Here is a 24,611-nt window from a genome sequence, read left to right as displayed (position 1 = left end):
CAAGACCTAAAATGATGGCATGAAAACACGCTAGGTCACGACTGAATCGTTCTTACCCAATGGCAAGCCGGCTGATTCAGGGTTGTTTGCAAGGTCTCTGATAGTGTTCTTGCGCTGCATCAATATATTGCCTTGCCGGCCTACTATGATGCATCTGTCCACCAGTAGAACAGCGTGTTTTTACTGGTAGCAAGAAGGTGCCTAAAGCGAGCGCAGAGTGACTGCCTGTTAGGCAGAAGTTCTGAAAAAGAATCGGCGGCACCTTCAGTAACTGGGGTTAACCTCATGTTATTCAAGGTGTTTACCGGCATTTCGTTGCAAATAGCAGGGTCTGTCGGGATAATGGCGCACCGTTTTCTAACCCTCAATCCTCGCTGTTAAATGGAATCTGATCATGAGCACAGCATTTGACCATCCCGAGTACAACTACAAGGTGGTAAGACAATTTGCCATCATGACGGTAGTTTGGGGCATCGTCGGTATGGCGGTCGGTGTTTTAATCGCCGCTCAGCTGGCCTGGCCTGCACTGAACTTTGATACCCCTTGGCTGTCGTTCGGACGCTTGCGCCCGCTGCACACCAATGCGGTCATTTTTGCCTTCGGCGGTAGCGCCCTGTTCGCCACCTCCTACTACATCGTGCAGCGCACCTGTCGCACCCGGTTGTTCTCAGACACGCTGGCTGCATTTACCTTTTGGGGTTGGAACGCCATTATTGTTGCGGCCGCTATCACGCTGCCATTGGGCTTTACTTCCACCAAGGAATATGCCGAACTGGAATGGCCCATCGATATTGCTGTCGCTATTGTTTGGGTAGCATACGTGGTCAACTTCTTGGGCACCATCGCGATTCGTAAAGAAAGCCATATTTACGTCGCCAACTGGTTCTTTGCCGCTTTCATGATCATGGTGGCCATCCTTTATATCGGTAACAACCTGTCCGTACCGGTATCTATGTTCAAGTCTTATTCCATCTACGCTGGCACCGTGGACGCCATGGTGCAATGGTGGTGGGGTCACAATGCAGTGGGCTTCTTCCTGACCGCAGGCTTCCTCGGCATTATGTACTACTTCGTACCTAAGCAAGCAGGTCGTCCGGTTTACTCTTACCGTCTGTCGATTGTTCACTTTTGGGCGCTGATCTCTATTTATGTGTGGGCCGGTGGTCACCACTTGCACTACTCAGCACTGCCAGATTGGGCACAAACTGCCGGTATGATTATGTCTTTGATTCTGTTAGCACCCAGCTGGGGCGGCATGATCAACGGCATGATGACGCTGTCCGGCGCTTGGCATAAGCTACGCAACGACCCCATTTTGCGTTTCTTGGTTGTGTCTCTGTCGTTCTACGGCATGTCGACCTTTGAAGGCCCAATGATGTCGATCAAGACCGTTAATGCCCTGTCACACAACACCGACTGGACCATTGGCCACGTTCACTCGGGTGCTCTGGGTTGGGTAGCGATGGTATCCATTGGTGCCCTTTACCACCTAATTCCGATCATGTTTGGCCGCAAAGCCGGAGACATGCACTCGGTCAAGTTAATTAACGTGCACTTCTGGCTGTCGACCATCGGTACTGTGCTGTACATCGCAGCCATGTGGGTAAACGGCATCATGCAGGGCCTGATGTGGCGTGCGGTTAACGCCGATGGCACCTTGACTTACAGCTTTGTTGAATCAGTTGAAGCCTCTCATGGTGGCTACGTTGTTCGTGTGCTGGGTGGCGCCTTGTTCCTACTGGGCATGCTGATAATGGCCTATAACGTGTACATGACTGTGCGCAGTGCCAATAAAGAAGTCGCGAACGCAGTACCGGCACAGGCTTAAGGAGTAGTAAACCATGATTAAGCATGATGATATTGAACGCAGTTTGCCCTTAATGGTGGTGATGATTGTCATCGCCTTGAGCTGGGGCGGCCTGGTAGAGATCGTTCCTTTGATGTTCCACGACGAGACCAATGAGCCGGTGGAAGGTTTGAAACCACTGAGTGCACTGGAACTGGAAGGTCGTGATATTTACATCCGTGAAGGTTGCCACGTTTGCCATACCCAAATGGTGCGACCTTTCCGTGCAGAAACAGAGCGCTATGGCCCCTACTCCGTTGCCGGCGAGTCCGTGTACGAGCACCCCTTCCTGTGGGGCTCAAAGCGTACCGGTCCTGACCTGGCTCGCTTGGGCGGTCGTTACTCCGACGAATGGCACCGCGCTCACATGTACAACCCTCGTGACGTAGTGCCTGAGTCCATTATGCCGTCTTACCCATGGCTGTTCGAAAACAAAGTCGATGGCCGTGATACACCGAAAAAAATGGAAGCATTACGTATGGTCGGTGTGCCATACACAGATGCAGACATTGAAGGTGCGAAAGACGCCGTAGACGGCAAGCCTGAAATCGAAGCGCTGGTTGCTTACTTACAGCAGCTCGGCACAGTGATCACTAAACGGTAACCCTATGGACATTAACGACGTGCGCGGTTTGGGCTCGATTTTCGCCCTTATCGCTTTTGCCGGGATCTTCTGGTGGGCTTACGGCTCCAGTCGCCGTAAGCGCTTTGAGGACGATGCTGAGATTCCATTTCGCGACAATGACGAAATGCCAGCGCACGACGATAACGATCGGAGTAAATAAGTTATGTTAGATTCATTCTGGCAAGGATGGATCCTGGTGATCACACTGGGTTCCATCATTGGTTGCGGGGTGCTGATTCAGTACACCAGTCGCGGCCAACGTAAAGAAGAGACCGACGAGACCACCGGCCACAATTACGATGGCATTGAAGAGCTAGATAACCCACTGCCGCGCTGGTGGGTCATGATGTTCTGGTCCACCATCGTATTTGCCGTCGCCTACATGGGAGTTTATGGCTACGGTAACATCAAAGGCTTCTTGACCGTGGAAGTCGACGGTGAGCAAGTGGCCTGGAGCTCGCACAACCAGTGGAAAGAAGAGGTGCAAACCTTCGAGCAAAAAATTGCACCACTGTACAACGAGTATGCCGAAACACCGATTGCCGAGCTGATTCACAATGAAGAAGCCATGCAAACCGGTCAGCGCCTGTTCAAAAGTAACTGCTCTGTGTGTCACGGCACGACGGCTAAAGGCGCACGCGGCTTCCCGAACCTGACCGACGATGACTGGCTGTACGGCGGCAAACCTGAGAATATCGTCCAGACAATCACCCACGGTCGCCAAGCAGCCATGCCAGCTTGGCAAAGCGTGCTGGGCGATGAGGGTGTTGCCGACATGACCCAGTATGTGCGCAGCCTGTCAGGTTTGGAGCACGATGCCGCGGCAGCTCAGCGTGCAGCGCCTAAGTACCAACAAAACTGCATGGTGTGCCACGGTGCCGAAGGCAAAGGTAATCAACTGCTGGGGGCACCCAACCTGACCGACGATGTTTGGTTGTACGGCGGCTCCACCAAAGACATTACCTTTACTCTGAAAAATGGTCGTAACGGTCGTATGCCAGCCTTTAATGAAATCTGGGATACCAACACTGACCAGAAGATCCATGTTGTCTCGGCCTACGTTTATTCTCTGTCGCAGAAAAAATAACGGGCAAACTCAAGAGCATTGCTTCTCTTGAGCTAAGACAATAAACCCAGAAAAAGCGGCTCTTGAGCCGCTTTTTTCGTTATCTAGAGGTCTTCAACACTATATAATTGGAGCGTTATATATAGAGCGTTACCCGCCCCCACCGGACGCAAAACGCCCGTACATGCGCCGCAACCAATAAGGTGATTTGCTGTTATGAGTGATGAAATTCCGGTCAAAAATGTCACCCCAGAAACTCAGTCCATGTACCAGAAACGTGAAAAAATATACGTGCGTGAAATACATGGCCTGTTTCAGAAAATACGCACCTACTCTCTTTGGGCGCTGATGCTGGCTTATTACGGTACGGCATGGATCAGCTGGGAAGGTCGACAAGCCGTACTGTTCGATTTGCCGGCGCGCCAGTTTCATATCTTTGGCGCCACCTTTTGGCCTCAGGACTTTATCCTACTGTCAACCCTATTGATTATCTGCGCCTACGGTTTGTTTACCATCACTAACCTAGCGGGTCGGGTTTGGTGCGGCTACACCTGCCCACAATCCGCCTGGTCGTTTCTGTTTATGTGGATTGAAGAGCGTACCGAGGGCTCACGCAATCAGCGCATCAAACTCGACAAAGAGCCCATGAGCAGCAAAAAGCTGCGTAAAAAAGCGCTCAAACATGGTGCTTGGCTAGCCATCGCCTTTTGGACTGGCGTCACCTTTGTTGGCTACTTCACCCCTATTCGCCAGCTAGTGCCAGATATTGCGGCCTTTAGCATCGGCGGCTGGTCGGCTTTCTGGATCATGTTTTTCACTCTGGCCACCTACATCAACGCCGGCTGGATGCGCGAACAAGTCTGTATTTACATGTGCCCATACGCCCGCTTCCAGTCGGTCATGTATGACCGTGATACCCTAGCGGTTTCCTACGATTACAACCGTGGCGAACCACGCGGCAAACGCAGCAAAAAAGCCAGCGACGCTGAGCAACAAGCACAACTGGGAGATTGCATCGACTGCTCATTGTGCGTACAGGTGTGTCCAACGGGTATCGATATTCGCGATGGCCTGCAGTATCAATGCATTGGCTGCGCGCTATGCATTGACGCCTGCGATTCCATCATGGAAAAAATAGACAAACCCAAAGGCTTGATTCGCTACACCACTGAAAACGAACTAGAAGGCCAAAAAACCCATTTATTACGGCCTCGACTGGTAGGTTATGCCGCTGTATTACTGGCGATGATTTCCGGCTTTTCTTACGCCATGATGACGCGCACCCCCTTCGAACTGGATATTGAGCGCGATCGCGGCAGCCTGTATCAAGTCACCCCCAATGACACCGTAGAAAACTATTACACCCTGAAGATGATGAACATGACACAGCAACCGCAAACGTATCAGTTACACGTTGAAGGTATTGATGGTGTGAAAATGGACATCGCAACGGAGTATCAGATTCCAGTCAATAAGGTTGAAGAACTGTCGTTAACGCTGGAGGTCGATCCAGACCAATCTCAGTTGACCGACAGCAAAACCTTGATTGAGTTTGTAGTGATTGACAAATCCACCGGCGAGGAAGTTGCGCGCGAAGAAAGCCGCTTTATTGCGCCACGTCTATAACCGACTTTCTCTGACACTTTGGCGCTGGAGCCACGCCGCCCAAATGATTACACTTGGGCGGCTTTGAGTTGCGCGACTCGCCGCCGCAGCGTCCTGTCTGAATTGCTGAGTGCAGTATGAAACCTGAACCACAAGAACCCGTCGTCCGCTGGTACAAAGAGCCCATGGTCTGGCTTGTTGCCGGTATTCCCTTACTCGCCGTGATCTGGGGCGGTGTCATGTTGACCCTCGCTCTAAGCACTAAGGACTCCTTGGTCAGTGACAGCTATTACAAAGACGGCGTCAGTTACACCGAAAATAAAGCCGCCTTTGAAACCGCCAGCCGTTTACAGGTAGAAGCCGACTTGCGCTTCAATGAGGATGAAGTCCGGCTACAACTGCGTGGCTATTTCGATGAACTGCCTAACACGCTGCAATTGCAGCTCATTCACCCCACTTTGGAAGAACGAGACCTAACCCTGTTTTTGCAGAAGATGGCAGATAACAGCTACGCTGGGGTCAACGAAATGCCGCTGCCAGAGCGCCGCCGTTTGTGGCTTACCAGTCCTGAGCAGGGTTGGCAAATTCGGGCAACGGAGCTGATCATGCCAGAGCAAGTGGTCAGTCTTAGTTATCAATGAACATTGCTGCATCCCATGCCACCCAATCCTGCTTTCATTGTGGTGAGCCCACCAATGAAGGCGAGCGTTGGGCGACGCAAATCGATGGTCAATGGCAACCCATGTGCTGCCCTGGCTGTAAAGCAGTCGCAGAGACCATCGTTGCCAGCGGCCTGAAGGACTACTATCGCCATCGCACCGATCTGCCTGAGCTGTCCCCAGCTGAGTTTGATAGCCAAGACCTGAGTGCTCGCGACACACTGAAAATGTACGACTCGGCCACGGTACAGCAACAGTTTGTGGTGCCGCATGGCGATGAACGCGAGGCAACGTTAATTATCGATGGCATCAGCTGCGCCGCCTGTGCTTGGCTAATTGAGCATCGATTAAAGCAACTCGCGTCGGTTCAGCAAGCCAATCTCAACCTGTCCAACCACCGCTTAACCTTGCGCTGGAATAACCAACAGCAACCGCTGTCTGAGCTGATGGAAGCCATTGTGCGACTGGGCTACAAGCCAGCCCCTTTTTCTGCCACCGAGCAAGAGGCTCAGCGCAATCGCGAAAGTCGTCAAGCCATTCGCCGCTTGGCAGTGGCCGGCATTGGCATGATGCAGGTGATGATGCTTTCTGTGCCCATTTATGTTGGCATGGAGTTGCAACACGAAAACTTCATGCGCATTGCCGCCATGTTGCTGACTTTTCCTGTGGTGCTATTTAGCGCCAAACCTTTTTTTGATGCAGCCATCCGTGACTTAAAAACTCGCCACTTGACCATGGATGTGCCGGTATCACTGGCCATTTTATTGGCGTTTACCGCCAGCATCTGGAGCACCTTTAATCAGGGAGTCGAAGTGTATTTCGACTCTGTGTGCATGTTTACCTTCTTCTTATTGCTAGGCCGGTTTCTGGAAATGCGCGCTCGTCACCGTATGGGCAAAGCCGGCAACAACTTGATGACATTGCTGCCAACGGTGGCACTGCGTCTGCAGGGCGAGGAGGAAGAGGTGATCGCCAGCAGTGAGGTTCGCGTAGGAGACGTGTTGCGTCTGCGACCGGGCCAATCCATTCCTGCAGATGGCGTTATTCTCAGCGGTCGTAGCTCCGTCGATGAAGCGGCACTGACCGGTGAGTACCTGCCGGTCAGTAAGCAAAAAGGAGACGCTGTGATTGGCGGCACCTTTAATGTCGAAAGCCCCATGACCATGCGCGTCACTGCCACAGGCGCAGAAGCACAACTCTCTACCATCATGCGACTGATGGACCGAGCACAGCAGGAAAAACCCGCCATCGCCCTCATTGCTGATCGCGTCGCCAGTTTTTTTGTCGCCGCGGTATTGGTGGTATCGGCATCCGTTGCCACGTTCTGGTGGCCACAAGGCCCGGAATATGCCTTTTTTGTCGCCTTGTCGGTATTGGTTGTCACCTGTCCGTGCGCCCTGTCCCTAGCGACCCCCACGGCACTGACCGCCGCCACCGCTTCACTACGAGAGTCTGGCCTGCTAATTAGCAAAGGTTACGTCTTAGAGGCACTAACCCATATCGATCGCGTGGTATTTGATAAAACAGGCACCCTGACGTTAGGGCGTCTCACCTTAGAACAATGCGAAGCCTTAGCGGATCGCAGCCAAGACGACTGCCTACAGTTGATTGCCGGCTTGGAACGTCACTCCACCCACCCGATCGCCAACGCGTTTCGCCATCTACGTGGCTACAGCGTGGAAGACGTGGAGCAGCTGGCCGGCGAAGGTATTCAGGGCCACTACCAAGGGCACTGCTGGCGTTTTGGTCATAGCCGCTATGCCGCTGGCGAGTCGTTGCAACCGCCGAGCCAAGAGCCAGGTCAATGGCTACTGCTGAGCTGTGACTACCAGCCCCAAGCTTGGGTGCGCCTTAACGACAGCACACGCAAATCCGCCCCAGCTTTGATCGAAGGTCTTAAACGACGCGACATCGCGATCTCTCTGCTCACCGGCGACCCAAGCAATAGTGGCCAGCGCTTAGCCGCAGAGCTAGGCATCGAGGATGTACGCAGCGGGCAATCGCCCGAGAATAAGCTTGAGGCGGTGCGCCAATGGCAAGCACAAGGGCAGCGTGTCTTAATGGTGGGCGATGGCATCAATGATGTCCCCGTCTTGGCTGGTGCCGACCTGTCGCTGGCCGTCAATGAAGCCAGCGATCTGGCCAAAACCAATGCCGATTGCATGCTCACCAATGGCCATTTGGATGTGATTCTACAGGGGCTAGAGCGTGCCCAGATGACGCGCCGTATCATTCGCCAAAATATCGCCTGGGCACTGGGCTATAACTTAGTCGCCTTACCAGTGGCTGCAGCCGGCCTAGTACCGCCTTGGGCGGCCGCAATTGGTATGTCGCTCAGTTCACTCTTGGTCGTTACCAACGCCTTACGCTTGGTGCGCCAACCGCGGGGATAAAAATGGACATTATTTACGTACTGGTGCCACTGTCGCTGGTTTTGCTGAGCGGTGCCATCGCTATTTTCTTCTGGGCAGTACGCAGCGGCCAGTTCGACGATATGGATTCGCCGGCCAGCCGTATTCTGTTTGATGACGACGAACAGGGGCACGACGCCGAGAACAATAATCAGGAACAGCACCGTGACTGAGCCCTTGTCGCTGCTCACCGCCGTTTTACTCGGTTTATTTGGAGCCAGCCACTGCTTGGTCATGTGCGGTGGCATCGCCGCCTCAATGGGCACACAAATGCAACAACAACGCCTAGTGGGAGCACTGCTGTTCAATGGCGGTCGCATTACCAGCTACGCCATGGCGGGGGCTCTAGTCGGCTTTGCGGGCTTATGGCTGCAAAGCCAACACCAATGGCTGATGATAGGCCTGCGCACACTGGCGGGCGCTTTGTTGATTCTTATGGGGTTGTATATTGCTCGCTGGGCCATGTGGCTAACACGCTTAGAGCAGCTGGGGCAGCGTCTATGGCGCCATGTACAGCCAATGGCGCAACAGCTGGTCGGCAGCCATGAGCTGATGGATCGCTGGTTATTGGGCATGCTCTGGGGCTGGCTACCCTGTGGCCTGATCTACAGCACCCTAAGTTGGGTCGCCGCCAATGGTGACCCCATCAATGGCGCGTTAGCCATGTTGGCGTTTGGCCTAGGCACACTGCCAGCGATGTTCACCAGCACCTTGGCCGCTTCAGCGCTCATTAATCTAATCAGTCGCCAGTGGGTACGCAGCGCATCTGGGTTGGTGCTGATCGGCTATGGCGTTTGGACCATAGTCGGTGCCTTTCCAGGCAGCCCTACCCATTAGAGCCACTATGATAAGTAGGGCTTTCCCTACCTATATTTATACGCCAGCAATGCGGTAGTTATACAAAACTTAAACTGTGGTTTTTTCGTCCGATATGCAACATACAATTACTTGACAGAGACGTCAGTCAGGTCAAACATTGGCACTATTATCATTAATCAATCCGTTGGGATTGAGCGCTTTGTTTGAGGCTCCCCTATGAAACCATCCGCTATCTCCAGCATGCCCCTGCGTGGCAGCCAGCCCCATTGTCAAACTTGCTCACTGAATGCGCTGTGCCTGCCGCTGTCACTCAGTGACAACGACATGGAGCGTTTAGACGACATCATCCGTCGTGGCCGCCCCATCCAGAAGGGGCAGTTGCTGTTTCAGCAAGGGGAGGATTTTCAGTCCGTATTTGCCGTACGCACCGGCGCCCTTAAGACTTACACCCTAGCCAGCAATGGTGAAGAGCAAATCACAGGCTTTCACTTAGCATCAGAACTGATCGGCTTGGCCGGTTATGACAATGGTCAGTACCCTTTAACTGCCAAAGCACTGGAAACCACAACGGTCTGTGAAATTCCATTAACGCAGCTGGAGGCCCTCGCTGACGATTTACCGGATCTGCGCCGCCAGCTGATGCGCACCATGGGCACGGAAATCCGCCACGATCAAAATATGATGCTGCTGTTGAGTAAGAAGAACGCTGAGGAACGCGTGGCTTCCTTCCTACTCGACATTTCTCAGCGCTATGCACGCCGCGGCTTCTCCGCTAACCATTTTCGCCTGCCGATGTCACGCGTTGACATTAGCAACTACTTGGGCCTTGCGGTCGAGACCATCAGTCGAGTCTTTACTCGCTTTCAGAAGAATGGCCTGATCGAAACCCAAGGCAAAGAAGTGATTCTTCAGGATGTGGCCACCCTACAGCAGCTTGCCGGCATCAAGGATGAAGAAGACTGCAGCCATCAGAAATAAGTACAGGGCGGCTCACTCCGCCCGCTCATGGCTTGGCACATTCACTGCATATTACCCATTGAGTATTTCCTGATTTGACGCATTTTTTGCGCCGTTTTACAGGCAGGTGACTAACACCTGATCTATGGTTGTGGTGCGGCGAAGAGGTTGCTGGGAGGTAAAGATGGGTATTTGTGCCAAAGAACTTCAGCGCTGGGTGATTGAACCCACCCTCCATACCATGGATTGCTGGTCCCCCGCACTGGTACAACTGCTGCTGGCCACGGCAGCGCAGGAATCTGAGCTAGGGCAACACATTCACGGCGAGCATCAACGCGGGTTGGGCATTTATCAAATCAGCAGCCGCACCCATCGCAATGTCTGGGATCGCTACCTGGTTCACCATCCAGAGTTGGCCAGCACGGTACGCGGTTTAGCCAGCCAGCACGATTTTTTACGCCACCCTCATGCCGAGCTAACCACCAACCTGTCTTACGCTACCGCCATTGCGGCGCTGATATATTTACGCAATCGACGTTTTAAACTGCCAGAAAAGCCCAGCGTCACCACCTTGGCACGCTTGTGGCGGCGCTATTACCACCGCAATAGCCACGTCAGCATTGATGCCTTCGCTGATCGCTACCTCACGCTGGCACCATCGGGTTTGCATGCAGCCTGATGCTGACTCCGGCGCGCAACTTGGTTAGAATGCGCGCCCTGTTCACTTTTTGATCCTAGCCGTATGACCAACGAAGCCGCCGAGCGCAAAGCCCGTACTGAGTTCAACAAACTGCAAAAACGCCTGCGCCGCAATGTCGGCAAAGCCATTGAAGATTATTGCATGATCGAAGAAGGCGATAAGGTGATGGTTTGCCTGTCTGGTGGCAAAGACTCGTACACCATGCTAGACATTTTGCTCAGTTTGCAAAAAAGTGCACCGGTGTCGTTTGAGCTGGTTGCCGTGAACATGGACCAAAAACAGCCCGGCTTTCCGGAACACGTACTGCCTGAGTACTTAGATCAGCTCGGCGTACCCTATTACATCGTCGAAAAAGACACCTATAGCATCGTCAAAGAAGTGGTACCGGAGGGCAAAACCACCTGTGGTTTGTGCTCTCGCCTGCGTCGCGGCACATTATATGGTTTCGCTGAAAGCATTGGCGCCAATAAAATAGCGCTGGGCCATCATCGTGACGACATCATCGAAACGCTATTTTTGAACATGTTTCATGGCGGCAAGCTCAAAGCCATGCCGCCCAAGCTGCTCAGTGATGACCAAAAGCATGTGTTGATTCGCCCACTGGCTTACTGCAAAGAAAAAGACATCGAAGCCTTTGCCAGCGCCAAGGGATTTCCCATTATTCCCTGTAACTTGTGTGGCTCACAGGAAAATCTGCAGCGTCAAAACATCAAGCAAATGCTGCAAGAGTGGGAGCGCCAACAGCCTGGGCGCAGTGAAAACATCTTTGCTGCGGTTTGCAACGTTGCACCGTCACAGCTGGGTGACAGAGAGTTGTTCGATTTTGTCAATTTGCAAAAACAGCAGGATAAATCCCACCTCTTTACCCGCCTAGACGCCGTTAATATTGACTGATCAACGGCTCGGCTAGATCACTGACCCACCATGAGTTTGTGGGTCACATCCAAATGGTAGTGGCCGGGCTTGTCTTGACTCAACTCATACTGCATCAGGTAACGCCGTTCGCTATGAATGTCTTCGGCCATGGCCTGCAGCTCACAGCCACCCGGCTTTAACGGCTCTGGCAACTGGCTGCGTACCTGATACTGCTGCTCCAGCTCTTCAACGGCCACCGTCGAAATGGCTTCCGTCGGGCCGCCAGCAATGCCTTTGCGAATCCACTGGAAAAACAACCGGTGCTGACCTTGTGCACTGGTTCGAATCACCCGCACATAACCTTCGCCGCCATCCGCGCGCCAAGGGCAGACACGCTGGGTTTCAGCAACCCAGACCGGCAATTTGTAAATCGCTTTGAGTTGTTCATCCCCCTTTGCAGCCCAACAGGGGTTGGCCATCGCACTCACGCTAAAAACAGCCAAAACAGCGGTTCGAACCTTCATGATGGCTCCTTAATCTTCTACCCAGCGGCTTTGCGTCTGCCGCCCAGGATCCCAGTCAGGCACATCGTAGTTGACCGATTCAATGTAGTATTCCACTTCACCCTTGGGCAGCCGCACACTGACATCATCGCCCACCGATTTACCAAGCAAACCACGCGCCAGTGGCGCATCGACACTGATGTAACCGCGCGGCAAATCAATTTCATCCTCACCGACAATACGATAGCGGTGTAACGCACCGTCCTCGTCTTCTAAAACGATCCAGGCGCCAAAATAAACCTTTTGCGGATTATCCGGCCGCCGCTCGACCACAGTGACTTGCTCTAGCCGTTTACGCAAAAAACGCAGGCGGCTATCAATCTGACGCAAACGCTTTTTGCCATAGATATACTCGGCATTTTCCGAGCGATCGCCTAACTTGGCAGCATCGGATACTTGTTGAGTGACACGAGGGCGCTCAGTACGCCAAAGAAAGTCATGTTCGTCTTTCAATGCTTGTTCCCCTTCTGGGGTAATCAAGTGGGCGCGGCGCGGTAAAGGTTGGGTGCTCATACTCTCGTCATGGTTTCGCAATTTATCTGGTTGATAATCAGGATTTATGCCACCGTGAGCAAGCCCTAGGCAGATCTGAATAATTACCTGAGTGGCCGTACTCATGTCCTTGCAAGTGAGATAACCCATGTTGCAACGCAGTGCCAGGCTGGCCATCGGCGGATTGTTGGTCGTCGCCGGCTTGATCATGATGCCTATGCCCATTCCTTTGGGACTGCTGTTTATGTTGCTCGGCTTGTCGTTATTGATCAGTGTTTTGCCAGCACTGCGCCTGCGCATCTTGGCGCTGCGTCAGCGATTTCCCAAATGGTCTCGATCATTACAGCGACAAAAGCGCTATTTGCCGGCCGCTTTACGGCACTTATTGGACGATACCGATCCGGAACAACACCCCTAGTATCCTGACATTAGGGTGAGAGACCCAAGCCAACATGCTAAGGTCAGGCCATGGAATACGATTTTCACGCTGGCATAGCGGCTGTTCGCCATCATTTAGCCGAACAACTGCAGAGCCAACAGTCTTTTACTGAGCATCAGTTGATCCAGGGTCTGCAGCAGCAAGGGCTGGTCGCGGGCGACGCGCTGCGTGATTCACTCACCCTATTTCGCTGCCATTTTATTGTCATGCATTGCCTTTACTCGCTGCGTCAGCAATGGCGCGCAGAACAGCGCCAAGATCTGATCATCGGTGCCCTGCACATTCAGATTGTTCCCCTCGATGGCCATTATCAAGCCGACAACCCCGGGGATGCGCTGCAAACCAACGACCCCTTAGCAACGTATTACCTTGATTTAACTCAGCTCAGCACCGATCGCACCGCCGTCGAAGAAATGCTGCGGAGTTTTTGGCAACGCTTGGATGCCAGTGAGCATCAACAACGCGATCTTGAGGCGCTAGAGCTAACGGCCAACGCCAGTAGCTCGCAAGTGCGCCAACAATACAAACGCTTGGCCATGCGCTATCATCCTGATCGCGGCGGCGACCAAGAACAGTTTCGCCGCATCAGCCAAGCCTACGAGCGGTTAAAAACCCAGTTTAATTAGTCTTATGCGCGCTTTTTTATTTATTTTTTTATTGTTCACCCTGCCGGTTCAGGCACAGCTGGTGGTATTGCAGTATCACCACGTAGATGTCACGACACCTGCCATTACCAGCGTGAGCCCAGAGCAGTTTGAACAGCACTTGCAGTTAATTGAGCGCTTGGAATTACCCGTCATCGACTTGGCAGATGCACTGCAACGCATTGATGCTGGCCAACCCTTGCCCCAAGGTGCCGTGGCCATTACGTTTGACGATGCTTATCAGTCCATTTACGAGCATGCGCTACCAGCCTTAGAAAAACGTGATTGGCCGTTTGTGGTGTTCGTTAATACCACCGCCGTCGATGAAAACCATCAGAGCGTGATGAGCTGGCAGCAGTTGCGTGATATGAAACAACGTGGCGCTACCCTGGCCAACCACAGTGCAGATCACCCTTATTTGCTCGAGCAGCCTGAGGGCATGGACTTGGACGCTTGGCTGCAGCAGCAAATTAGCCAAGCACAGTTGCGCTTAGAGCAAGAAACCGGGCCCACGCCCAAATTATTTGCCTACCCCTATGGTGAGTTTTCATTGCCCATGACCGAGTGGCTGGCGCAACAGGGCTACAAAGCTTTTGGCCAGCAATCTGGCCCCATTGGTCGCGATTCTCACCCGCAAGCACTGCCACGATTTCCCGCTTCTGGCATTTATGCCAACCCGAAAACCTTAGCCACCAAGTTAAAGACTTTGCCGCTGCCGATTGGAGCAGAGCAAATGCTCTCCCCGATTTTGCAGCACAATCCGCCCCTACTGACGTTAACGTTTGCCCTGCCAACAACTGCCGCCAACGGCTTTCAATGCTTTGCCAGTGGCCAGGGGGCGATTCCAACGCAACAACAACGAAGTGGCAAACAATGGCAGCTCAGAGCACAAGCCGAATCGGCGATTGGTGGCGGCCGCTTTCGCTACAACTGCACGGCAGCCAGCCGTGAACATTCCGGCTGGCATTATTGGTATTCGCAGGTGTGGATAAATACCGACATCATGCCTCGCTGAGCAGCTCAAACTCGCTGCTCGCCACGCACTCGCCATTGACCAATAAATCGACTCGATGCCGCCCTGGATAATAGCGCCGAGTGGTAACGGCTTTGATGGCGTGTTGTTTTTGCCACACCACGCTTTGCCCTGCCTGCAATTGCAACTCTCGACCTTTAAACACTTTCACTGAAGTTGCACCATTCGCTCGCAGCAAATGAATAGCAAAATCGACCACCACAGGCTGAGAACACACGGCGATTAGCTGCGCCTGCAGCTGCAAGCTGTGGCCCAGCACAATCGCTTGCGGCGACACGCTAAAACTCACCTCACTGAGTGTGATAGGCTGCCAGCCAAACACCGCCAACGTGGCACGATGGCCTTGCTTGATCAAAGTTCGACACCCATGGCGCAGCAATTTTTGCCGCGTTAAAGGCGCATTCTGCATCCATTCGCGAGCCAGTTCAGCGATTAACTCGGGGTGATCTTTGGCAATATCATTTAAATGATTGGCAACAGAGCGGCGCACATACTCGCTGGAATCATCACGCAGCTGCTCTAATAACGGCAGCATCGGCCGAGGGTCAGCAATAAACTGTGTGAGCCGTATGCCCCAAGGCAAGCGTGGACGTGTGCCTTCACTCACTAAGCGGCGCACATGCTCATCGTCGTCATTGACCCAGTGCTTTAATGCCGCCAGCGTTTGTTCAGGAAAACGCTGCAGTAAGGGCCGTATGGCAAACTCACTGCTAAAACGCGACGTCATGGCTTTTAATAAATCCAGGGCCAGTGGCAAGTGTTGCTGCCCCTGCTCTGCCACATAATCCGCCAGTGGCATAATGAGCCAACCACTCACGCCATCGCCGTCACTGGCTTGCCAGCCTTTTTCTGCTTTGGGCGCCAAGCAACGATAAAGAACATCGGCACTGACAGCAAAATCGGAGGGTAAATAACGCCCCAGCTCACGCTGAATTAAAGCGCTGCGTTGTTTTAACGCCAACGCTGGCAAGTGTGGTACCACCGCTGCGACAAACGCATCGCCGTCAAACTCAGGCCATGTGCTTTGCAATTGCGACGCCAGCGTTTTCACGGCCTCGTGATTAAAATGCTCTTTAAATGCTTGTGCCATTAAAAAACCAATAAACGTCGTATTATTGTTGCAGGAAGGAAATAACTGTCGCCACCGACGATAAAGTGCGCGCACATCACCACGCTACTCTCTTATGTAAGCGCTGCATAAGGCCATTGACAGCCATGTATCAGTAAAGTTTATAACAGCATACTACCTTGTTGTTGCAACCGCCGCTCGCGTTGCTGCCAGTCGGGCAAATGCTGCGTCATCAACTGCTGAAAACCGCGACCGTGATCAAAATAGCGCAAATGACACAGCTCATGCACGACCACCAACTCAATCAAATCCGGCGCACATTGCATCAGCGCGAGGTTCAAATTGATGTAGCCGCGCTTAGATAAACTGCCCCAACGGGTGCGCATTTTTTTAACTCTGAGAACAGGCTTATCACCGAACTGGGCAAACGCTGGCCACCAATGCTCGATCAAGCCCTGATAACGGCTCTTGGCTTGCTGGCGAAACCAAGCATCCATAGCGGTGGCGATGTCGCTCGCCTGCCACTGCGCTGGCACCCAGATACGCTGCTCAGCCACTAAAAACTCATTATCTGGGCTTGTTGATACAGGCAGCTCACGTCCCAATACCATAATTGCCTGCTGCCAGCGCTGCTGCTGTTGCGCCAAGCGCTGGCGCTGCTGGAGCAACCATTGCTCATGCCGCTTAACAAAAGCCAGCACTTCACTACGTGGGGCTCGCAGTGGGATGCGCAAATCCACCGCACCCTTGTCGGTTAAGCTCAAACGCATGCTTTTGCGCCGAGATGCCTGAATATGAACCGCAACCTCTTCACTACCCAGAACAAGTTGCAAGGTTTGCTGATATTGGCGGGACATTTGCTGACGGTATTCCTAGTGTTCGTGATAGCATGAGCGGCAATTGCAGGAGTATTGTATGACCGACTTAAACAGCATCCCAGCCCTGTCTGAAGAAGCGCTGGAAACTCTAGGCCTGTTGCTGGAAAAAGAAGCCGAGCAACAGGACAGTTTTGACTTTTTCGCCATGCACGGTTTGCTGACCGCACTGGCCGTTAGCCCACTGCCATTCAGCCTAGACGACGTTTTTGCCAGTGCCTTTGATGATCAATTAAGCCTGAGCAAGCCCGAGCAGCAGCAATTGCGCCAGCTGTTAGGAGAGCTCGCCACTGAGGTTCAAGCCTGGCTGGACTCCGGCGTTGATTTTCCAGTACCGGCCGAGCTCACCCTGGTGGATGAAGAAGATGAGCCGCCGCTGGAAAGCTGGGCCATGGGCTTTATGACCGCGGTGCTGCTACAAGAAGAAACCTGGTACGCCCAAGAAGAAGATAAAGTCGCTCAGGGTCTATTCCCTATCATGTACGCTTCCGGACTTTTTATGGATGAGGCGGAAATGGCGGACATCGATGAAGACATAGAGCTGTCAGACCGCATGTGCGGCAACATTCCCGCCGCTGTCATTGAGCTGTATTTATTGCTGCACGGCGCCTGAACCGCCCGTTGCCCTAAGCCAACTAGCGGCTTAGGGCTCGATGTCGTTAGCGATTAAAAATCCCAATCGACATTTTCATCGCATTGACGCAGCAAATTGAGCGTTTCTGCATGGCAAGTAATTTCTTCCAACACCAGACCATCACTGCCCACATAAGCTTGCAGTAATAGCCAGTCATCGTCTTCGATGTAATCGTCCAACTTGCTGCATGCTGAGCCGCAAGACAGTGTTAAGTCTGCGCTGTCGTATAACGCTACTTTGCCATCGCTGCTGTCGTCTAACAGTCTGCCTTGCAATACAAAATAGAAATCATTAGCTTCGCCACTGCGATCGCGCGGCGCAGCATCCTCTTTCTTGAGCGTCGCCGCGGTAATGCGATTAGCGTCGGAGCGGGTCTCCCTAACTTCTATCTCGTATTCCTTACCCCACTGGTGCTCAAAACCTTCGATCTCGACGGGCAGTAACTCCCAGTCATCGGAGCTATTTAGGCGATACAAATAACACAGCTCGCCATCAGCATTGCCACAATCGCTAAGGAAGTGTGCGACTTTCCAAGTCGCATCTTTTTTGCCACCACATTGCTCGTCGTAGTTATCTTCGCCTGCACTGCATTTAATTTGGGTAAGCGTCAAAGTATCGCTTTCCACTTCAAACTCTAGTTCTGCCAGCTGGCTATTATTAATGATATGGGTTAATGAAGCACAGTCTGTTGCGCAAGTGAACTTTTTGTCCTGCAAAAACCAGTCACTGCCAGACTGAGATACAATGCCCGTGCTGGCATCGATTTTGAGCGCAAACGTATTTTCTGCGCTCGTAATGGCGGTTTTTTCTTCCACGCGCAAAAAGCGATAGCGGCTGGCATTGCCGCTGTTATTAAACGATGTTTCGACTTCCAGCGTATAACGGTAGCCCCACTCAAACTCATCAAAGTCTGAAAGCTTTGGTGCGTCATTGCGCCAACTATTGGTGTCCTTCTCGCGGCTGCGAAAGCATAAGCGACTGTCGTCATCGTCGCAGGGCACCTTATAAAAATCGACATACAGAGTTTCTTTTTTATCGTCCCAGTGATAACCCAACTGGCAACCAGATATAACCATGGTTGCTAGCGCTAGCAGCATCCATTTTGCCAACACGTGACACCTCCCTTAATTGGCCGAATACTATATTCGCCAGAATAAATTGTTGTTTAGTAGTTAAGTAGCGGCGCGGCATAGGTTTGCCACACCCGACGTCGTACTTCAGCTGACTCTTGAGCCACTCGTGCTTGCAAGACTTTTCCTGCCTCACTGGCTGGTTCACCCTGATTGCGATCCAACAGCGCTACCGCGGCATGCTGTACATCATAAACCGGCGTCATATCCAGAATTTGCCGATCGATGGCTTCTGCCATGTATTCCGCTGAGGCTAAATCCTGACTGGTAAGCGGTTGGCCAAATGACACACAGACTTTGCCTTTAAAGCCCGTCAATCCTTGAATAATGCTGTGCATATCTTCGTGATCTTGCTTGTGGTACTCACCCTGCTCACTTAACGCTACCAGCTCACGTGCTTTTAACACATCACATGGATCCCACTCGTAATAAATACACACTGGAACTGGGTTCAGTGCTGCCATAGCGTCAGTAAAGCTAAGTTTTTCTGCACGCCCATAGAGCGACAACATTTTTAATACCGCGGTGTCGGTTAGATCACGATTGTCTTTGGCGCGCCCCTCACGCTGAGCAATCCAGACACTGTGACCCTGCTGATTCGATTGTGCAATAAATTGCGACAAACGCGTCAGCTCTTGTAACTTTTCCCGCCGGCCACTTACCGTGCGCTTGACCACAAAGCTTTTGTTTAGCCGCATAATATCAGCCACATCTGGGTCCGACAAAAGGTTATCGCCTATGGCAATACGGCTAGTCGGCCAACCGGCGCGATGCAGGGTAAAGTTAACAAAGGTAGGGTCCATGGCGATATCGCGATGATTGGATATCCAGGTGTACGCTTTGTTTGGCTGCAACTGCTCTAGTCCACGTACTTCCACCTCAGTGGTGGTCGCTAACAATAAGCGCTCAATTTGTGGCTCCAACCACTGCTGAAAATCGGCCACTGAGGCGGTGTTTTTCAGTTGTTGCGCTAAACGCCGCCGCAACCAAGGACGCAGCAACGGGCGTTGCCAAGCATGGACGGCAGTGAGGCGATGATTAATGACCGCATCCACCACCCTTGGCGAGTGCAGCAAACGCTGCAGTACCGGCGCGACTTCGTGGTCGCTATAGGGGCGGATGTCCGCATACGGGTCATTTAAATCTGGCATGTATCCTTGGTGCTCCATTAAAAACTACGTCAAAGCTGCGCCCAAGCGATGATAACAGCTGCGGGCCGCGGTTAAAGCGCGGGAACGCACATTTGCCATATGGTTGACGGCGCTTCATCGACGGCCTCCCATGCATTACAATTCCGACTTAATCACTCAGACATTATTTGGGAGTTCGCATGATCGAGCAATGGCAACCTGCCACCACGACCCACGCCATCGACCTTGGCGTGCTCCAACGCCTAGCCAGCGAACCGCACACCGACGCTAAGCTCAATACCGAGTTGCTCGATAACGACCAACTGACGCAACTCAAAAGCTGGATTCAACACTCCGAACAACAATGGCAAAGCGTTTTGCCACAGCTGAGTGATGATCAACTGCTGGTGATTGCCCGCTGGTATGTGCGTGCGGAAATGGAGCTCAGCGGTTGGGAATCCGGCGCTAATAACCCAGCCATTTGGGTATTTCGCTGGCTTAAGCAGCAACAGCGGCTGCCTGCCAAAGAGCATATACGAGCCCTCAAAGCACTAACGCAAAACCGCTTTATTCCTTACGGCAAGGTACTTTGAGGTAGGAACTTAGGTAGCTGGCGCTGCAGCTCCTGCAAACGAATAGGTTTGGATAAATAACCGTCCATACCGGCCTCATCACATGCTTGGCGCTGCTCGCCCATAACATCAGCCGACAAGGCCACGATGGGCGTGCGCTGCCCCGGTTGCTCTTTGGCGCGTATCCGGCGCGTAGCTTCAATGCCGTCCATGACTGGCATATGGCAGTCCATCAGCACCAAGTCAAACTGATCGGGTTGCCAGTAGTCCACTGCTTCTTCGCCATTCACCGCTAAAGTCACTTGGCAACCTAAGCGCTCTAACATCTGCACCGCGACTTTTTGATTTACCAGATTGTCTTCAGCCAGCAGTATGCGCACATTGAGCAAGTTGGTCGTGGCGGTCGGTTGCTCTAAATTGGCACTCTGCGCTTCGCTTTCGCGCACGGCAGGTAGCTGCAGCTCCAGCCAAAAACATGCGCCTTCGCCCGGCATACTGATCACGCCCACACGCCCGCCCATTAACCGCGCCAAGCGCTTACAAATGTGCAGCCCTAAGCCAGTACCGGAGGTTTGATTTGCCTGCTGCTGACCTTGGGCGTATTCCTCAAATAGCTGCAGAGCTTGCTCTGCATCGATGCCCTCTCCGCTGTCGGTCACACAAAACACGAGCCAGTCTTTTTCCGCTAAGGGTTTCAGTGTCAATCGAATACTGCCAGAAGCGGTAAACTTTAAGGCGTTGGTCAAAAAGTTCATTAATATTTGCCGAATACGGACCACGTCCCCTCGCAGCTGCTGGGCCACGGCTGCTGCCACCTCCCATTCCAAGGTGAGTGCGTCTCCCTCAGTCGCGTGGCTGGTTTTGACTCGGCTGGAACCACGTACGGATTCCAGCAGCTCCTGTAGTAACTGCCGAGGTTCAAAGGGCTGCTCACTGATGGCCAGCTTGCCCGCCTCAATTTTCGATAAATCCAAAATATCGTTGATGATGGTGAGCAAGTGCTCCGTGCTGTGCTGCATAGTCTCCAACAATGACTGCTGCTCACTATTGAGCTCGGTTTGCTCCATAAGCGATACCGTGCCCAGCAACCCCGTCATCGGTGTTCGAATCTCATGACTCATGGAGGCCAGAAACCGACTACGTGACTCCAATTGCTGCTGCAGCTGCAAATACCTTTGTTGAGCCGATTGCTGACTCGCTAAGCGCTCACTGATATTTTCGACCTGTAGTAGCCAATAAGACTGATCTGCCAGCGGCGTCAAACAACAACGCCAACGCAGCCCTTCCTTTTCAGGTGTCAGCCAAAAGATGCAGCTGCGCCTTTGCTGTGGCTGGCTCATCCAACGCGCCAAGCAGTGTGGCGACACCGGAGCGCCTTCGAATAAGGACTGGTACTGCCATTGTTGAGGAAGGGGTTTATTGTGAAGAACGGTTCGACCGTGATGATCCAATAACATCAAGATGGGCGTAACGTGCTGTAATTGCAGCTCAGCCAGCATGTGCTGTCGCTGCAAATGCTCTAGTGTTCGATTTTGCTGCGCAAGCCGCTTTATGCAAACAATCAATAAAGCCAACAGCAAGGCCGTCATGAGTGCCAGAGCAAAGGCCAGTAGCCCATTTGTCATCCGTGACCTCGCTGACAAATAAAAGCCTGGTTATTGGCGCTCGTTGCTGCCTTCGCCACTCAGCAATGCGGCCAGCGTGGTTGACTGGCGAGGCCAAGCGATATGTGTCCAAGCAGGATGATCAGAGGCACCGTCGATATCGCCGCTATCAATTAAAATAAACAGGGTTTCACGGCCGTCTTGATCACGCAGCAAGCGCTCTACCGACTGCTGCGCGCTCACTCGACTCACCGCCACCGCAGCCGGCTGACGTTCGCTGATTAAAAAGCCGAATTGAATATCGTCACTGGTCATCATTACCTCCCAACCACTGCGACGTACAAGGGAGGCAATTTCGGCGCAGGCCGGGCTATCGTCGGATAAAAACACCAAGGTCTTGCCGCCCAGCAGTAACTCATCAGGAACCGGCATATGGTTGTCTTTGAGAAACTCCACAAAGCCGCTAACTGGAATGCGATTGTCGCCGCGTCCAGGCAACTTGTACGCCTGCAGATGACCGCGTTCAATCCAGCGGATAACGGTACGGAAGTTCACACCACAAAATTTGGCGACTTCGCCTGTAGTCAGAGCTTGTTTTTCCCTCACTGTATCCACTCGATCGTTGTTGCTTTCGACTCAGTATAGATAGCATTGGCAGATTGCAAGGGAAGCTGCAAAGAATTCTGCGCGCCTGCCCCTCGCACCCTGCGCTGGCACTGGCCCAAACAGCATCGCCTTGCTGCGAACAGGTTCTTTCATCCAGCAACAGCAGCGGTGCTACAGTAGTGAGGAAACATTCTGGGAGAAAACCGATGCAGTACCAGCTGCTGATTGTTGACGATGAAAGCGGTATTTTACAGGCCATTCGCCGCATGCTGCGTGCAGAGCCGTGGCAGATATTTGAAGCGCATAATGCCGACCAAGCCTGTGATGTGCTGATGCAGCAACGCATCGATCTGTTACTGACAGACTATAAAATGCCGGGTATGAATGGCATCGAGCTATGTCGCTTTGCTCGCCAGCACTCTCCCACCACATATCGCTTATTGCTGTCTGGCCAAGTGGATTACAACTCCCTGCGCAGTGCTTGGCGCCATGGCGATATTCATCGCTTTGTTGCCAAGCCATGGGACAACCTGCTGCTGACCATGGATATCCGCGAAGGTCTGCGCCAGCATGATTTGCTGCAACGCACCAGTGCCATCCAGGAAGCCGTGGGTTCGGAGCAACCCCTGCTGTTGACCGACAGCAACTGGATTATTCGTCTTGCTAACCAAGCCATGTGCCAACTGTTGCGGTTGCCAGAGTCCAAACTTTGCGGTACCAATTTGTTTGCTCCGACACTGTGCGATGCCCCAGTTACGCTGGAAACCGAAATCACCCGACAAACAGACGGCGGCGAAGTCTGGCTCGGTTTGTTCGCGCTCATCGATCATCAGCAACAGCCTATTCCCAGCTGGATGACTATCAGCAGCCTAGGGCCGTTTCGGTTGTGCATTGCCCAGCGCATGTCTGAGCATATGCCACTGCCCGTCTCGCCGGTGGAAGATACGGACAGTAGCCTGTCAGCGCCGCGTCCCACACCCGCACCATCGTTGCTGGCCATCGACTTCGATGCCGATCAATTAGAGGAGCAACAGCTGGCACCCTACTGCTATCAACGCGTACAGCAATGCATTGGCGATCAGTATGAGCTATACACGCCCAATGCCCATCAGTTGCGTATTTTGATACCCGCAGACGTCAGTGCCAGTGAAACAGAGCAGTTACAACAAGACCTAAGTGCCGATTTACGCGATCCTTTAATAGCAGGTGAGAAGAGCGTGCGCTTGCGTCGTTTAATCCGTATTGAGCACTGCCCCCCAGAGCAGCCGGATTGGCGCGTCTGGCTGCGCCAACAGCTTGGCCTGATGGCGACCACACCTCAGCCAGCCGAAACTGCTCGTCCGTCCGAGGGCCTGCAAGTATTGCCGGTGTTCAATCAGCGCGGCGCGCTGGTGGCGTTGCAAGCGCCACGGCGAGTCGAACAATGGCAAGCTTGGCTGGATGCCGTCATACAGTTGTGCGGGCAGTTCTTTCCTAGTATTCCACCCATCGTTATTAATCTGGCAGAAGGCTCCGCCACCGCTGTTGATAGCTTGCCATGCCTGCAAGATAAAGGCTTGCAGTGCTACGCCATCGTGAATGAAGAACAACTGTTAAGCGATGACGAAAGACACATTCAATTGCGCCAGCGCTTATATCAACAGCAATGCAAACTGCTGGTCGCCGAATTTGGCCGTAGCTTTCTCAACTCACGCCAGCTGTTGTCATTGCCGGTCAGCGGTTTAAGTTTGGCGCCTGAATATCTAGCTCACATGCGCACTCACAAATCCATGAGCCAGAGCCGCCGATTGCTGCAGCGCTTACAAGAGCATGAGCTGATCCTTTATGCCCCTGGTATTGACGACCCTGAAGCACTGGCCGCAGCACATCATCACCAAGCCGATTGGCTCAGCGGCCAGCTGTTGTCACAGGAGGTGGACATAAGCCAACTGCAATGGTTTGCAAACGGGGATTAACATCCGCCTTGAGGCAGGTATGATGGGCGCATTCTGTATGGAGTACGCCCGTGAATAAAGATCAAGCCTACCATCAAATTGCCCTGGCCTGCCTGAAGACCCTGCGCGAAGCACCGACTGGTGAAAACGACAACCGTGTCGATGGCCTGTATCAGGCCATCGATGAGGCGTTTCAATCACAACTGGGCCTGCTCGCCGACGAGTTGGAACAAGCGCGCCAGCGCCTGCAACTCATCGCTCAACTGGATCCGTCCAAACACAGTCTGGCCGATGCCCAGACCATTGCCCAATCGAACGAAACCGCTCACTGACTGGCAGTAAG

Annotated in this window: 27 protein-coding genes; 19 read left to right on the top strand and 8 right to left on the bottom strand. The window is 52.9% G+C overall.

Features of this window, described 5'->3' with window-relative positions:
- Positions 1-394 precede the first annotated feature (394 nt).
- From ccoN to ttcA, 12 genes are all read left to right on the top strand, one after another.
- Positions 395-1,828 (top strand): cytochrome-c oxidase, cbb3-type subunit I, encoded by a 1,434-nt coding sequence (gene ccoN, locus IE090_RS01180; RefSeq protein ID WP_189386512.1) that lies wholly within the window; start codon positions 395-397, stop codon positions 1,826-1,828.
- A 13-nt stretch (positions 1,829-1,841) separates the two neighbouring features.
- Complete coding sequence (ccoO, locus tag IE090_RS01175) at positions 1,842-2,450, top strand: cytochrome-c oxidase, cbb3-type subunit II (RefSeq protein WP_189386511.1); 609 nt, start codon at positions 1,842-1,844, stop codon at positions 2,448-2,450.
- Positions 2,451-2,454: 4 nt separating this feature from the next.
- Positions 2,455-2,631, top strand: a complete 177-nt coding sequence (locus tag IE090_RS01170; RefSeq protein ID WP_189386510.1) for a cbb3-type cytochrome oxidase subunit 3 — start codon at positions 2,455-2,457, stop codon at positions 2,629-2,631.
- A gap of 3 nt (positions 2,632-2,634) precedes the next feature.
- The gene (ccoP, locus tag IE090_RS01165) at positions 2,635-3,558 is read left to right on the top strand and encodes a cytochrome-c oxidase, cbb3-type subunit III (RefSeq protein ID WP_189386509.1); all 924 of its coding nucleotides are present in this window, start codon (positions 2,635-2,637) and stop codon (positions 3,556-3,558) included.
- A 195-nt stretch (positions 3,559-3,753) separates the two neighbouring features.
- Positions 3,754-5,163, top strand: a complete 1,410-nt coding sequence (gene ccoG / locus IE090_RS01160) for a cytochrome c oxidase accessory protein CcoG (protein WP_189386508.1) — start codon at positions 3,754-3,756, stop codon at positions 5,161-5,163.
- Positions 5,164-5,279: 116 nt separating this feature from the next.
- Entirely contained in the window at positions 5,280-5,783 is a 504-nt protein-coding gene (locus tag IE090_RS01155) for a FixH family protein (protein ID WP_189386507.1), read from the top strand.
- A complete protein-coding gene (locus IE090_RS01150; RefSeq protein WP_189386506.1) occupies positions 5,780-8,194 on the top strand; it encodes a heavy metal translocating P-type ATPase in 2,415 nt (804 codons plus the stop codon). The genes IE090_RS01155 and IE090_RS01150 overlap by 4 nt, the downstream gene beginning before the upstream one ends.
- A 2-nt stretch (positions 8,195-8,196) precedes the next feature.
- Positions 8,197-8,385 (top strand): cbb3-type cytochrome oxidase assembly protein CcoS, encoded by a 189-nt coding sequence (gene ccoS, locus IE090_RS01145; protein WP_189386505.1) that lies wholly within the window; start codon positions 8,197-8,199, stop codon positions 8,383-8,385.
- A complete protein-coding gene (locus IE090_RS01140) occupies positions 8,378-9,049 on the top strand; it encodes a sulfite exporter TauE/SafE family protein (protein ID WP_189386504.1) in 672 nt (223 codons plus the stop codon). The genes ccoS and IE090_RS01140 overlap by 8 nt, the downstream gene beginning before the upstream one ends.
- 198 nt (positions 9,050-9,247) lie before the next feature.
- Entirely contained in the window at positions 9,248-10,009 is a 762-nt protein-coding gene (fnr, locus tag IE090_RS01135) for a fumarate/nitrate reduction transcriptional regulator Fnr (RefSeq protein ID WP_189386503.1), read from the top strand.
- 163 nt (positions 10,010-10,172) lie between these two features.
- Positions 10,173-10,667: a hypothetical protein gene (locus IE090_RS01130; protein WP_189386502.1), complete on the top strand. Its 495-nt coding sequence runs from the start codon at positions 10,173-10,175 to the stop codon at positions 10,665-10,667.
- Between the two features lie 63 nt (positions 10,668-10,730).
- On the top strand, positions 10,731-11,582 hold the full coding sequence (ttcA, locus tag IE090_RS01125) for a tRNA 2-thiocytidine(32) synthetase TtcA (RefSeq protein WP_189386501.1): 852 nt from the start codon (positions 10,731-10,733) through the stop codon (positions 11,580-11,582).
- A 17-nt stretch (positions 11,583-11,599) separates the two neighbouring features.
- On the opposite strand, the gene IE090_RS01120 is transcribed toward ttcA, so the two are convergent.
- Together IE090_RS01120 and greB are read right to left on the bottom strand one after the other, a co-directional pair.
- Complete coding sequence (locus IE090_RS01120; protein ID WP_189386500.1) at positions 11,600-12,067, bottom strand: hypothetical protein; 468 nt, start codon at positions 12,065-12,067, stop codon at positions 11,600-11,602.
- Between the two features lie 9 nt (positions 12,068-12,076).
- The gene (greB, locus tag IE090_RS01115; RefSeq protein WP_189386499.1) at positions 12,077-12,619 is read right to left on the bottom strand and encodes a transcription elongation factor GreB; all 543 of its coding nucleotides are present in this window, start codon (positions 12,617-12,619) and stop codon (positions 12,077-12,079) included.
- A 127-nt stretch (positions 12,620-12,746) separates the two neighbouring features.
- Between greB and IE090_RS01110 the strand changes: the two genes are divergently transcribed.
- The 3 genes from IE090_RS01110 to IE090_RS01100 are packed head-to-tail and all read left to right on the top strand — an operon-like array spanning position 12,747 to position 14,696.
- Positions 12,747-13,016 carry a hypothetical protein gene (locus IE090_RS01110; protein ID WP_189386498.1) on the top strand — a complete coding sequence of 90 codons (270 nt, stop codon included), beginning with the start codon at positions 12,747-12,749 and terminating at the stop codon, positions 13,014-13,016.
- Between the two features lie 50 nt (positions 13,017-13,066).
- Positions 13,067-13,663, top strand: coding sequence for a DNA-J related domain-containing protein (locus IE090_RS01105; RefSeq protein ID WP_189386497.1), 597 nt, complete (start codon positions 13,067-13,069; stop codon positions 13,661-13,663).
- Between the two features lie 4 nt (positions 13,664-13,667).
- Positions 13,668-14,696 carry a polysaccharide deacetylase family protein gene (locus tag IE090_RS01100; protein ID WP_189386496.1) on the top strand — a complete coding sequence of 343 codons (1,029 nt, stop codon included), beginning with the start codon at positions 13,668-13,670 and terminating at the stop codon, positions 14,694-14,696.
- On the opposite strand, the gene IE090_RS01095 is transcribed toward IE090_RS01100, so the two are convergent.
- Positions 14,683-15,804 carry a DNA alkylation repair protein gene (locus tag IE090_RS01095; RefSeq protein ID WP_189386495.1) on the bottom strand — a complete coding sequence of 374 codons (1,122 nt, stop codon included), beginning with the start codon at positions 15,802-15,804 and terminating at the stop codon, positions 14,683-14,685. The two genes, IE090_RS01100 and IE090_RS01095, sit on opposite strands and share 14 nt — an antisense overlap.
- Before the next feature lie 140 nt (positions 15,805-15,944).
- On the bottom strand, positions 15,945-16,640 hold the full coding sequence (locus tag IE090_RS01090) for a M48 family metallopeptidase (RefSeq protein ID WP_189386494.1): 696 nt from the start codon (positions 16,638-16,640) through the stop codon (positions 15,945-15,947).
- 58 nt (positions 16,641-16,698) lie between these two features.
- Here IE090_RS01090 and IE090_RS01085 point away from each other — a divergent pair, with 58 nt between their 5' ends.
- Positions 16,699-17,271 carry a YecA/YgfB family protein gene (locus IE090_RS01085; RefSeq protein ID WP_189386493.1) on the top strand — a complete coding sequence of 191 codons (573 nt, stop codon included), beginning with the start codon at positions 16,699-16,701 and terminating at the stop codon, positions 17,269-17,271.
- Positions 17,272-17,324: 53 nt separating this feature from the next.
- Here the strand turns inward: IE090_RS01085 and IE090_RS01080 are convergent, their stop codons facing one another.
- Positions 17,325-18,404, bottom strand: coding sequence for a DUF4377 domain-containing protein (locus IE090_RS01080; protein ID WP_189386492.1), 1,080 nt, complete (start codon positions 18,402-18,404; stop codon positions 17,325-17,327).
- Positions 18,405-18,457: 53 nt separating this feature from the next.
- Positions 18,458-19,573 carry a 1-acyl-sn-glycerol-3-phosphate acyltransferase gene (locus IE090_RS01075; RefSeq protein WP_189386491.1) on the bottom strand — a complete coding sequence of 372 codons (1,116 nt, stop codon included), beginning with the start codon at positions 19,571-19,573 and terminating at the stop codon, positions 18,458-18,460.
- A 179-nt stretch (positions 19,574-19,752) separates the two neighbouring features.
- Between IE090_RS01075 and IE090_RS01070 the strand changes: the two genes are divergently transcribed.
- Positions 19,753-20,145 (top strand): hypothetical protein, encoded by a 393-nt coding sequence (locus IE090_RS01070; protein ID WP_189386490.1) that lies wholly within the window; start codon positions 19,753-19,755, stop codon positions 20,143-20,145.
- On the opposite strand, the gene IE090_RS01065 is transcribed toward IE090_RS01070, so the two are convergent.
- Together IE090_RS01065 and IE090_RS01060 are read right to left on the bottom strand one after the other, a co-directional pair.
- Positions 20,127-21,749 (bottom strand): ATP-binding protein, encoded by a 1,623-nt coding sequence (locus IE090_RS01065; RefSeq protein WP_189386489.1) that lies wholly within the window; start codon positions 21,747-21,749, stop codon positions 20,127-20,129. The two genes, IE090_RS01070 and IE090_RS01065, sit on opposite strands and share 19 nt — an antisense overlap.
- Positions 21,750-21,779: 30 nt before the next feature.
- Positions 21,780-22,343, bottom strand: coding sequence for a helix-turn-helix domain-containing protein (locus IE090_RS01060; protein ID WP_229815312.1), 564 nt, complete (start codon positions 22,341-22,343; stop codon positions 21,780-21,782).
- A 197-nt stretch (positions 22,344-22,540) separates the two neighbouring features.
- Between IE090_RS01060 and IE090_RS01055 the strand changes: the two genes are divergently transcribed.
- Positions 22,541-24,289: a response regulator gene (locus tag IE090_RS01055; protein WP_189386488.1), complete on the top strand. Its 1,749-nt coding sequence runs from the start codon at positions 22,541-22,543 to the stop codon at positions 24,287-24,289.
- Positions 24,290-24,339: 50 nt separating this feature from the next.
- Entirely contained in the window at positions 24,340-24,600 is a 261-nt protein-coding gene (locus IE090_RS01050; RefSeq protein ID WP_189386487.1) for a hypothetical protein, read from the top strand.
- Positions 24,601-24,611 lie beyond the last annotated feature (11 nt).

The organism is Bacterioplanes sanyensis, from assembly GCF_014652515.1.
In the GTDB taxonomy this organism is placed as follows: Bacteria; Pseudomonadota; Gammaproteobacteria; order Pseudomonadales; family Oceanobacteraceae; genus Bacterioplanes; species Bacterioplanes sanyensis.
This window is presented reverse-complemented; position numbering and strand designations above follow the sequence as displayed.